10 protein-coding genes are annotated in these 11,408 nt (G+C 70.5%); 7 read left to right on the plus strand and 3 right to left on the minus strand.

Annotated elements, in window-relative coordinates; all coding sequences use genetic code 11:
• Positions 1–45: 45 nt before the first annotated feature.
• Positions 46–2,112: an NAD-dependent DNA ligase LigA gene (gene ligA, locus QK444_RS07795; protein WP_282778522.1), complete on the plus strand. Its 2,067-nt coding sequence runs from the start codon at positions 46–48 to the stop codon at positions 2,110–2,112.
• A 97-nt stretch (positions 2,113–2,209) separates the two neighbouring features.
• A complete protein-coding gene (locus QK444_RS07800; RefSeq protein ID WP_282778507.1) occupies positions 2,210–2,710 on the plus strand; it encodes a GNAT family N-acetyltransferase in 501 nt (166 codons plus the stop codon).
• 81 nt (positions 2,711–2,791) lie between these two features.
• On the opposite strand, the gene QK444_RS07805 is transcribed toward QK444_RS07800, so the two are convergent.
• The gene (locus QK444_RS07805; protein WP_029930689.1) at positions 2,792–3,442 is read right to left on the minus strand and encodes an amino acid-binding protein; all 651 of its coding nucleotides are present in this window, start codon (positions 3,440–3,442) and stop codon (positions 2,792–2,794) included.
• A gap of 244 nt (positions 3,443–3,686) precedes the next feature.
• Here QK444_RS07805 and gatC point away from each other — a divergent pair, with 244 nt between their 5' ends.
• Complete coding sequence (gene gatC / locus QK444_RS07810; RefSeq protein ID WP_029930688.1) at positions 3,687–3,986, plus strand: Asp-tRNA(Asn)/Glu-tRNA(Gln) amidotransferase subunit GatC; 300 nt, start codon at positions 3,687–3,689, stop codon at positions 3,984–3,986.
• Complete coding sequence (gene gatA, locus QK444_RS07815) at positions 3,983–5,452, plus strand: Asp-tRNA(Asn)/Glu-tRNA(Gln) amidotransferase subunit GatA (protein WP_282778509.1); 1,470 nt, start codon at positions 3,983–3,985, stop codon at positions 5,450–5,452. Before gatC ends, gatA begins: the two co-directional genes overlap by 4 nt.
• A 101-nt stretch (positions 5,453–5,553) precedes the next feature.
• Here the strand turns inward: gatA and QK444_RS07820 are convergent, their stop codons facing one another.
• Together QK444_RS07820 and QK444_RS07825 are read right to left on the minus strand one after the other, a co-directional pair.
• Positions 5,554–6,966: an alpha/beta-hydrolase family protein gene (locus QK444_RS07820; RefSeq protein WP_282778511.1), complete on the minus strand. Its 1,413-nt coding sequence runs from the start codon at positions 6,964–6,966 to the stop codon at positions 5,554–5,556.
• Between the two features lie 236 nt (positions 6,967–7,202).
• Complete coding sequence (locus tag QK444_RS07825) at positions 7,203–8,198, minus strand: hypothetical protein (RefSeq protein WP_282778512.1); 996 nt, start codon at positions 8,196–8,198, stop codon at positions 7,203–7,205.
• A gap of 168 nt (positions 8,199–8,366) precedes the next feature.
• On the opposite strand from QK444_RS07825, the gene QK444_RS07830 reads away from it, so the two are divergent.
• The 3 genes from QK444_RS07830 to QK444_RS07840 all read left to right on the plus strand — a co-directional run.
• Complete coding sequence (locus tag QK444_RS07830) at positions 8,367–9,551, plus strand: histidine kinase (protein ID WP_282778514.1); 1,185 nt, start codon at positions 8,367–8,369, stop codon at positions 9,549–9,551.
• Positions 9,552–9,672: 121 nt separating this feature from the next.
• On the plus strand, positions 9,673–10,332 hold the full coding sequence (locus tag QK444_RS07835; protein ID WP_039816221.1) for a response regulator transcription factor: 660 nt from the start codon (positions 9,673–9,675) through the stop codon (positions 10,330–10,332).
• Positions 10,333–10,426: 94 nt separating this feature from the next.
• Positions 10,427–11,408, plus strand: a 982-nt coding sequence (locus QK444_RS07840; protein WP_282778518.1) for a serine/threonine-protein kinase, incomplete at its 3' end; no start/stop codon positions are given.

Below are 11,408 nucleotides of genomic sequence, written 5' to 3' on the forward strand. Positions count from 1 at the left end.
AGTGTCGGTGGGCTCCGATAGGGTGCCTGTGTGAGCGAATCGGGAATCGAGATCACCCCGGCGAGCGGGGACGAGCGCGTGGAGTGGCAGCGACTGGCGGAGGAGGTTCGCGACCATCAGTTCCGCTATTACGTGCGGGACGCGCCGATCATCTCGGATGGGGAGTTCGACACGCTGTTCCAGCGGCTCGAGGCGCTGGAGGAGGCGCATCCGGATCTGCGGACGCCGGATTCGCCGACGCAGCTGGTGGGCGGGGGATTCACCACCGAGTTCGCGCCGGTGGACCATCTCGAGCGAATGTACTCGCTGGACAATGTGTTCAACGACGAGGAGATGCGGCAGTGGATCGCGCGGGTGGAGGCCGAGACCGGGCCGGACATCCAGTACGTGTGTGAGGTCAAGATCGACGGCGTCGCTCTCAATCTGGTCTACGAGGACGGGCGGCTGGTCCGCGGCGCGACCCGGGGTGACGGACGCACCGGGGAGGACGTCACGCTCAACGCGCGCACCATCGACGACATCCCGCACGTGCTCACGCCCAGCGACGAATTCCCGGTGCCGAAACTGCTCGAGGTGCGCGGCGAGGCGTATATGACGCTCGAGGACTTCGCCCACCTCAATGCCGCGATCGTGGCGGAAGGCAAACCGCCGTACGCGAATCCGCGCAATACCGCGGCCGGATCGCTGCGGCAGAAGGATCCGGCGGTGACCGCGCGGCGGCGGCTGCGCATGATCTGCCACGGCTTCGGCCGCCTGGACGGCTGGTCGCCGGAATCCCAGCACGAGGCGTACCGGGCGCTGTCCGCCTGGGGCCTGCCGGTCTCCGCGCACACCGTGTTGTTGCGGGGTGCGGACGCGGTACTCGAGCGCGTCGCGTACTGGGGTGAGCACCGCCACGACATCGAGCACGAGATCGACGGCCAGGTCGTCAAGGTCGACGAGTTCGCGCTGCAACGCCGCCTCGGCGCGACCTCGCGGGCCCCGCGCTGGGCCATCGCGTACAAGTACCCGCCCGAGGAGGCCACCACCACACTGCTGGACATCCAGGTGAATGTGGGCCGCACCGGCCGCGTTACCCCGTTCGCGGTCATGGAGCCGGTGACGGTCGCGGGCTCCACCGTCGCCATGGCCACCCTGCACAATGCCGCCGAGGTGCGGCGCAAGGGCGTGCTCATCGGCGACACCGTCACCATCCGCAAGGCCGGTGACGTGATCCCCGAGGTGCTCGGCCCGGTGGTGGACATGCGCGACGGCAGCGAACGCGAATTCGTCATGCCCACCCGGTGTCCGGAGTGCGGTACCGAACTCGCCCCGGAGAAGGAGGGCGACGCCGATATCCGCTGCCCCAACCAGCAGTACTGCCCGGCGCAGCTGCGGGAACGGGTCTTCCACGTGGCGGGCCGGGGCGCGTTCGATATCGAAGCGCTCGGCTACGAGGCCGCCGTCGACCTGCTCGAATCGGGAGCCATCGCCGACGAGGGCGACCTGTTCGATCTCGACGAGGACAAGCTGCTCACCACCAAGCTGTTCACCACCAAGAACGGCACGCTCTCGGCGAACGGCAGGAAGCTGCTCGACAATCTGGCGGCCGCCAAGGACCGCCCGCTGTGGCGGGTGCTGGTGGGCCTGTCCATCCGGCATGTCGGGCCGACCGCCGCGCGGGCGCTGGCCTCGGAATTCTGGAGCATGGAGCGCATCGACGCCGCCACCGTCGAGGAACTCGCCGCCACCGACGGTGTCGGGCCGACCATCGCCGCCGCGGTGGCGGAGTGGTTCACCGTCGACTGGCATCGGGCCATTGTCGACAAATGGCGGGCCGCGGGCGTGCGCATGGAGGATGAGCGCGACGAGTCCATCGAGCGCAATCTGGAGGGGCTGTCGATCGTGGTGACCGGTTCGCTGCAAGGGTTCACGCGCGACGGGGCCAAGGAGGCGGTCATCGTGCGCGGCGGGAAGGCGGCCAGTTCGGTGTCGAAGAAGACCGCCTTCGTCGTCATCGGCGACGCGCCCGGATCGAAAGCGGCCAAGGCCGAGGAATTGGGGGTACCGATTCTCGACGAGGATGGCTTCCGGCGGCTCCTGGAGGGCGGACCCGACGCCGTCGGGGGGTGAGCAAGATCATGGGGAACCGGTGGCGGTCGCCACTCGCGCACTGCCGCCGTCAGTTCCCCGTGATCGAATGTCCAGTGCTGGGTCGGATGGAGGCGGTATGGGTGTGGAGATCCGGGAGGCGCGGGCGGGGGAGTTCGCGGCCGTCGGGGCGTTGACGGTCGAGGTGTATGTGGGGGAGGGGCATGTGAATTCGCGCAGTGATTACGTGGCGGAGCTCGCGGATACCGCGACGCGGGCCGCCGCGGCGGAGGTGCTGGTGGCGGTGCGGGGGGACGAGCTGCTCGGGTCGGTGACGGTGGCCCGGCCGGGAACGCCGTTCGCCGATATCGCCCGGCCGGGCGAACTGGAGTTCCGCATGCTGGCCGTGGCGAAGCGGGCGCGCGGCCTCGGCGTGGGCTCGGCGCTGATCGATCGGGTGGTCGAGATCGCGCGGGCCGAGGGCCGCGCGGGCGTCGTCCTCACCACCATGCCGACCATGGCCGATGCCCGCCGCATCTACGACCGGATCGGTTTCGTCCATGTGCCGGAACGAGATTGGCGGACCATGGCGGGGACGCCGCTCACCGTGATGCGGCTGGATCTGCGCCAGGAGACGTAGCGCCCACCTCGACGGATGCGAATCCGCTAGGGCGCGTGGCCGTTTCGACTAACCCAGCTTTCGACTAACCCAGCTTTTCGACTAACCCAGCACAGTGGCGATTATCCCGGCCAGATAGCCCAGCCGCGCCACCTCACTGGGCCGGAAATCCGGTCCGCCCGGGCGGCCGAGCAACAGCACCTTGCCCGTGTCGCCGAGGGGCGCGGCGGCGAGTTTGGTGTCCATGTCGCGCCAGATCTGCGGCACCCAGTCGGCCTCGCCGTCGAGTACGCACGGCTTCTCCAGGGGCATCCAGGGCGCCGACGCCGCCTGGGTGGAGGGTGCGCTCTGGCTGCCGACCACGCGGTAGGCCCCCTGCGGACCCATGTCGATAATGGTGCTCCAGCCGACCCGCAGCACCCGCGGCACCCCGTCCACCAGCACTTGAAGCCGGTCGTCGCGGGCACTGGCCACCTGGTCGATGAGCTCGAGTTCCCGATGCGTGTCCAACATCCCGGAGTACGGGCGCAGCGAGTCCACGAGCACGTCGGCCAGGGATTCGGCCGCGGTGATCAGGGTGTCGGGGAGTGCGCCGGGCGGCACCTCCACCACGATGTCGTCGATCGCGTAGCCGTCGCCGCGTTCGACGACATCCAGCGAGAGGATGTCGGCGCCGACGGAGCCCAGCGCGAGGGCGAGTGAGCCGAGACTTCCCGGGCGATCCGGAAGTTGCACGCGGAGCAGAAATGACACGTGCGTCCCTTCCTTTCCTGTGCGACCGACAACTCGGAACGGATACCCGAGTCTGGCAATACTTACACCCTCGTGAGACCGTTATCGAGTCGACGGGATTCCGGTGACGTGGACCACTGCTCATTGTGGCGGCTATCGAGTGTGCCCGCCATGGTCCCGACCGGTGACGGACGCCCCCGCACGAGTCGATAGGCTGTCGGACAGCCGAATCACCACGCTAAACCATGCCGAAAGGGGTCCCGCGGTGCCCGCCATCTCCCGCGACGAGGTCGCACACCTCGCCCGGTTGTCCCGGCTCGCCCTGACCGAGGAAGAACTGGACCTGTACGCCGGTCAGCTGGATTCGATCCTGAACCACGTCAAGGCCATCTCCGAAGTCGCCGCCGCCGATGTCCCGGCCACCGCGTCGCCGAACCCGGCGACCAATGTGACCCGCCCGGACGAGGTCCAGCCGTGCCTGACCCCGGAGCAGGCGCTGTCCGGCGCACCCGCGGTCGAAGAACAGCGGTTCATGGTCCCGCAGATCCTGGGAGAGGGCGAATGAGTGACCTGACACAGCTGACCGCGGCCGAGCTGGCGGAGCAGATCCACGGCCGCGAGGTGTCCTCGGTGGAGGTCACCGAGGCGCACATTCAGCGCATCGCCGAGGTCGACGGCGAGATCAACGCCTTCCTGCACGTCTCCGGCGAGCAGGCGCTCGCCGCCGCCGCCGAGGTGGACCGGGCCGTGGCCGCCGGGACCGTGGCTTCGCCGCTGGCCGGTGTTCCGTTGGCGCTCAAGGACGTTTTCACCACCACCGATCAGCCGACCACCTGCGGGTCCAAGATCCTGGAGGGCTGGGTCGCGCCCTACGACGCCACCCTGACCACCAAGCTGCGCGCGGCCGGTATCCCGATTCTCGGCAAGACCAATATGGACGAGTTCGCCATGGGCTCCTCCACCGAGAACTCGGCGTACGGGCCGACCCGCAACCCGTGGGACTCCGATCGGATTCCGGGCGGTTCCGGCGGTGGTTCGGCGGCGGCGCTGGCCTCCTACCAGGCGCCGCTGGCCATCGGCACCGACACCGGCGGCTCCATCCGGCAGCCCGCGGCCGTGACCGCGACCGTCGGCACCAAGCCCACCTACGGCACGGTGTCGCGCTACGGCCTGGTGGCGTGCGCGTCCTCGCTGGACCAGGGCGGGCCGTGCGGTCGCACCGTACTGGACACCGCGCTGCTGCACGAGGTGATCGCCGGATACGATCCGCGCGACTCCACCTCGCGCGATGTGCCGGTGCCGCCCGTGGTCGCCGCCGCCCGCGAAGGCGCGCGGGGTGATCTGAAGGGCGTCAAGGTCGGTGTGGTCAAGGAACTGCACTCCGACAGCTACCAGCCCGGCGTGCTCGCCTCCTTCGACGCCGCCGTCGCCCAGTTGAAGGATCTCGGCGCGGAAGTGATCGAGGTGTCGTGCCCGCACTTCGAGTACGCGCTCGCCTCCTACTACCTGATCCTGCCGTCGGAGGTGTCGTCCAACCTGGCGCGCTTCGACGCCATGCGCTACGGCCTGCGCGTCGGCGACGACGGCACGCATTCGGCCGAGCAGGTCATGTCGCTCACCCGCGAGGCCGGATTCGGCCCGGAGGTCAAGCGCCGCATCATGATCGGCACCTACGCGCTGTCGGCCGGTTACTACGACGCGTTCTACGGTCAGGCGCTGAAGGTGCGCACCCTCATCGCGCAGGACTTCGACTCCGCGTACGAGAGCGTCGACGTGCTGGTCTCGCCGACCAGCCCGTTCACCCCGTGGAAGCTGGGCGAGAAGGTCAACGACCCGCTCGCCATGTACCTGTCCGACCTGTGCACGCTGCCCACCAACCTGGCCGGACACTGCGCCATGTCGGTGCCGTCCGGGCTGAGCCAGGACGACGGCATGCCGGTGGGCCTCCAGATCATGGCCCCGGCCCTGGCCGACGACCGGCTGTACCGCGTCGGCGCCGCCTACGAGGCCGCGCGGGGACCGATCGTCTGAGTGTTCGCGGGCTTCGGCCGCAATCCCGGTGACCACTGAACTGATCCGGCCCACGCGAAACCCGGGGCCGGATCAGCTCTCGGGGGCCGGATCGGCTGGGTTCAGCAGGTGCCGAGGCGGGTGCCCTGGTCGGGGCCGTAGCGGTGACCGTGGCCGGTGGGGGCGTCGAGGGCGGCGAGGAGGTCGGCGGTGGTCTGCAGGAAGCTCACCACCGGGAGCCACGGCGGGACGGGTGCGTCGGGGCGGGTGTCGGTGAGGTTCGCCGGGCGCCACAGCAGGGCGGGGGACCAGTGCACCACCGGGTCGGAGGCATTGGCGAGAACCGTTGCGCCGCCGCGGTTGACGGCTCCGGCCGGGGGTCCGGCCCAGAGAACGGCGCAGGTGCGGCGGTCCTGGTCGGCGTCGTCGGGGAAGATGGCGCTGCCGCCGAGCGCGCCGAGGCTCTGGCCGTAGACGTAGAGCTTCGGCGGGTGAGGGAGGGCGGACAGACGCTGTTCGATGGCCGTGAACACAGCGCGGGCGGACCGTTCCGCGGCGGCGCGGCCGAAGACGAAGGTGGCCCAGCTCGGTGCCGCCGAGTATTGCAGGCCGACCAGCGCCACATCGCCGTCGAAGCGGTCGTCGAGACCTGCGGCGGCCTCGGCGTCGATCCAGCCCGAACCGGTGGGAACGGTGACCACCAGATGTGAGCGCCGCAGGCCGCCGGAGCGCTCCAACTCCCGAATGGCCAGTGCCACGCGGGAATTCAGATCCGGGGCGGAATCGAGGCCGACGTATACCCGCACCGCTCGCGCGGGCGTACCCGCCACGAAGCGACGGCCCTGCGCGCCCAGTGACGGCCAGCTGACCGTGGATACCGGGCTGCCCGACCGCGCGGCGGAGATCGGCTGCCGCACCGCCGGATCCACCGCGGCGTTCGCGGCGGCGTAGGCGTCCTGCCGCCACTGCACCACCGCCGGAACCGCGACCCCCTGCGTCGCCACCACCAGCAGGACGCCGAGCACCGCACTGCGCAACCGTCCCATGCGCCTTACCAGCCAATGGATTCCGTGCGCGAGCCCGACGGCCGCGCCCACGATGAGAGCGGTTCCGAGCAGCCACCACAGCCAGTACTCCGCGCCGACCTGCGCGACCCCCATGGCGTCCCGCAACCGCGTCTGCCAATGCTCGGCATACCCGACGGCCCCGCCCGTCGCGACGACCGCCACCAGCAGCGTCGGCTGCCGCCACCGCGCCGTCACGGCATCGACATGCACGCCGCAGCGCCGCAACGTGAACCGCACCAGCCCGGCCAGCGCGAGACCGATCACGGCCAGCAGCCCGCTCAGAATCGCCTGCGCCGACGGTGTGCGCGGCAGCAGCCCCGGAGCCAGTGAGGCGAGTACACCCAGCGTGATTCCCACCGTGGTGCCGAGCCGCGGCGTTGCCGCGGGACTGATGGACACGAAACGAACCCGCGGCCCCCGCCGCTGCCGCTGATCGTCGGCCGGATCGAAATCCGTGGACCGGCCCATCGGCCGTCTCCGATCCTGCGGGGTCGTCGGCGTCACGCGCTGCGGACTTCGACCCCCGCGGTCGCCAGCGTTCGAACGGGCGGATGCACGGTGCCGCCGGTGGTAATCCGGGTTGTCGTGTCCCGTCGTGCGTTGCCGTGCTCGGTTGTCGTGGTCTGTTGGCGCTGTGGTGTGCGGCTGCGACTCCGGTGGTTCACGGCGCTGTGCGGCATCGGCTGCGGGTTCATGTGTGGTGTTCATGCCGAGGTCCCCCGTGCGCTCGCTTCGGTGGTGGGGCGGCGGAACCCGCCCGTATCCGGTCGATCGGCGCGGCGGCGCAGGCCGCGGCCGGTGGCGAATCCGCTCAGCGCCAGCGCAGCGGCGGCGAGCGGGTAGGCGGCCGCCATGGATGGCGAGGTGGGAGCCGTCGCGTCGGCGAGATTCTCGTGGACGGGCGGTCCGTAGTCCTGGCGGCGCGAGTTGAGGTCCACGGCCGTGGTGGCGACGCTGGCCATGATGCGGCAGCGGGCGCGGGCGATCGGTTCCTGGCGCGCGATGCAGGCCGCGTGCATGCGCTGCTCCAGGGTGGCGTCGAGCGCCTGTCGAGCCCACGCGGTGAGCGGCTCGCCCCGCGCATCGGCGTAGCGCAGCAGATCGTATCCGAGATCATGGGCCTTGCAAGCGTTCTCGAACTCGGCGGGCAGCGGAACAGGGGAGGAGCAGTCGCCACCGGGGTTGACCAGCAACCCCTGCTCGACCGTCGGGTGATAGCCCATGACGGCGGCGAAGTCGGGCGGGATCGCGGCACCGGATCCGGCCGTGGAGGTGAGTGCGACGACCGCCGACCGCGCACCGGCGTTCTCGTCGCGCACCGTGCTCGGAATGGGCGCGCCGTTCCCGGTCCCGGCGGCCGAGCCACCGTCATCAGCGGTGGGATCGCCACCCACGTCGGTCGCCGGAACGCCGGTGATCGCTGCGGCGACCCGAGGTGGGATGGTCGGCAGTCGGTCGCCGACGGCAGCGGCGGCGTCCGGACTGTCGGAGTTGACCGCGACAGCACCGTCGGGTGTCGCGGGATTACCCGGGGCGGGTGCGGTCGCGGTCGCGACAGGGGCCGTTGCCACCGTGGCGGCCAGCAGCACCGCCGCCGCGGCCGCCAGCCGCGCACCGCGGATCGGCCTACTGGAGCGTGATGCGGTGGGGCACGGGTGGGGACGGCGGGGACGACCCTGGTGGTCCGGGCTCACGATCATGGTTTCCGACGCTATGGAGGAGGCGGGCTCCGGGACGTCACGCTGCGGGACGGTTTCCCGGCTGCGCGGTACGGGGGAGGGGTGCCGGGAAGTGATACTCCGGTAGGGGGTCCAAGATCGCTCGGGGGTATGAGGTGCGGCGGCGGGACGGGTCCTACTGTCGTGGCTATGGTTGCGACATTGCCGTCACGGCGGCTGCAGCACGCGCGGCTCTGGTTCGACGTGGGCACCGTCGCGGTGGCGCTCATCCTCTACGCCGTCGCGTGGCCGACACTGTTCATCACCCACCAGGTGGCCGCGGCGGCCGCCCCGTTCATCGCCGGGTTCGCCGCCTTCCCGCTGCTGCTCGCCCGGGTGAATCCGGCGCTGGGCTGGGCGATTTCGGCCGGGGCCGCGCTGGTCATCGCCTTGGCGATTCCGAATCGATCCGGTGAGGACATCCCGTTCCAGGTGGTGCACCTGCTGTGCCTGTTCGCGCTGCTGTTCGCGGTGGCGGTGCGCTCCGGCATGCAGATCGTGCTGGTCGCGTGGCTGGCGACGGCGCTGCTCATGGGCACGACCATGGCCGCGCAGGGCGACGAGTTCGCCACCTCCGGTTTCGGCTGGCCCATCGCCGTGACCGGGATCGTGCTGCTCGGCCTCATGGTGCGCTCGCTGACCCAGTCGCGGCAGGCGCTGCTCGCGCAGTCCGAGGAGACCGAACTGGAGCGGGCCCGCCGCGCCATCCTGGAGGAGAAGGCGCGCATCGCCCGCGACCTGCACGATGTGGTCGCCCATCACATGTCGATGGTGGTGGTGCAGGCACAGACCGCCCCCTACCGCATCGACGGCCTGTCCACGGCCGCCCGCGCGGAGTTCGAGGCCATCGGCGTGGGCGCCCGCGCGGCGCTCAACGAGATCCGCGGCCTGCTCGGCGTGCTCCGCAGCGACGGACAGTTGCCCGAACACGCCCCGCAACCCACCGCCATGGAGGTACCCGACCTCCTGGAGGGCGCCCGCCGCGCGGGCATGGCCCTCACCACGGAGATCGACGGCCCGCTGACGGCCATCCCCGACGCCACCGGCCTCGCCCTCTACCGCATCGTCCAGGAATCGCTGGCCAACGCCTCCCGCCACGCCCCCGGCGCGCCGGTGCGGGTGCGCATCGTCGCCGCCACCACCGCGGTCACCCTCACCGTCACCAACGACGCCGCCACCCAGATCCCCACGGCCCCTCGTTCCCCCCACGACACCCCTGGCAGCGGCATCACCGGCATGCAGTCCCGCGCCCAGGCCGCGGGCGGCCACCTTACCGCCACCCCCCACCCCGACGGCACCTTCGAAGTCCACGCCCACCTCCCCATAGATACGTAGTCATCGGATCACGGGGGAACTGGTGGCGGCATCGTGCGAATGGCCGCCGCCACCAGTTCCCCCTCGCGGGCATGCCTTCGGTGCGAGCGTGCGAGACTCGTGGGGTGCGTGAGGTGGGACTGTGGCGATAACCGTGTTGATCGCCGACGATCAGGCGATGGTGCGGCAGGGGTTCGGCGCGCTGCTGGCGGCGCAGCCGGACATCAGCGTGGTCGGGGACGCGCCCGATGGGAAAACCGCTGTGGCGGAAGCGAAGCGGCTGCGGCCGGATGTGGTGCTCATGGATGTGCGCATGCCGGAGATGAACGGTCTCGACGCGGCGCGGGTGATTCTGTCCGCGGGGCTCGAGCCGCCGGTCCGGGTGCTCATGCTCACCACCTTCGATATCGACGACTACGTCTACGAGGCGCTCGGGATCGGGGCCAGCGGATTCCTGCTGAAGGACGCGCCCGCCGAGGAGCTGGTGCGCGCCGTGCGCGTGGTCGCCGGTGGTGACGCGCTGCTCGCGCCGACGGTGACACGGCGGCTGATCGCCGACGTGACCCGCCGCCGCGCCCGCCGGGCGCCCACTCCGGCGCTGGGCGATCTCACTCCTCGCGAACGCGAGGTGCTGGAGTTGATCGCGCGGGGTATGTCCAATGCCGAGATCGCCGAAACCCTGTTCGTCGCCGAGCAGACCGTGAAAACCCACGTGTCCAAGGTGTTCGCGAAACTGAACCTGCGTGACCGGGCTCAGGCCGTGGTACTGGCCTATGAATCCGGGCTGGTGACACCGGGCTGAACCATGTGCGAGACCGTGGAACCGAGCGGCCGGAAGGACATCGTGAGCGGTAGGCTCTCCGCACCCGTATGTCACCGGAAGGGGGGCCGTCGCCTTGCTGAAGACGGGTGACGTATTCGCCGGATTCACCATCGAACGGCTGCTCGGGCAGGGTGGTATGGGATCGGTGTATCTCGCGCGGCACCCCCGGCTCGGGAAGCTGACGGCGCTGAAGCTGCTCAACCGGGAGCTGTTCGCCGACCGCGAGGTACGGGCGCGGTTCGAGCGCGAGGCCGATCTGGTGGCGCAGCTCGATCACCCGAATATCGTCGCCGTGTACGACCGGGGTTCCGAGGATGCCCAGCTGTGGATCTCCATGCAGTACGTGGACGGTGTGGACGCGGCCAGCGTGCAGACCGCCACGCTGCCGCCGGAGCGGGCGGTGCAGATCATCGAAGGGGTCGCGGACGCACTGGATTACGCGCACAGCAGGGGCGTGCTGCACCGAGATGTGAAGCCCGCCAACATCATGCTGGCGCGGGCGGTCGGCGGGCACGGGGAGCGAGTGTTCCTCACCGACTTCGGAATCGCGCGGCTGCGTGAGGATTCCACGCATCTGACCCAGGCGGGCATGTTCACCGCCACCCTCGCGTACGCCTCGCCGGAACAGATGACCGGCGGTCGGCTCGACCACGCCACCGACCAGTACTCACTGGGCTGTGCCCTCTACTGGCTGCTCACCGGAATCGGCCCCTTCGACTCTCCGAACCCCGGTGAAATCATCAGCGGCCACCTGCATTTCATGCCCTACCCGGCCAGCGTGCGCCGCCCCGGACTCTCCCCGGCCGTCGACGCCGTCATCGCCAGGGCCATGGCCAAGCGCCCCGCCGACCGCTTCCACACCTGCGCCGAATTCGCCGCCGCCGCCCGCCGCGCCCTCAAGGAACCCGCCCCACAACCCGCCCCACAACCCGCCGCCCGCCCCGCCGCCCCATACCCCTATCCGCCCAACCCCCAAGCGCCCCAACAACCTTTCCCACCCGCTTACGCCCCGCAGCAGCAGGGCTACCCCCCCCCCCCCCGCCGGCGCGCCCGGG

Source organism: Nocardia sp. CC201C (assembly GCF_030010695.1).
In the GTDB taxonomy this organism is placed as follows: domain Bacteria; phylum Actinomycetota; class Actinomycetes; order Mycobacteriales; family Mycobacteriaceae; genus Nocardia; species Nocardia otitidiscaviarum.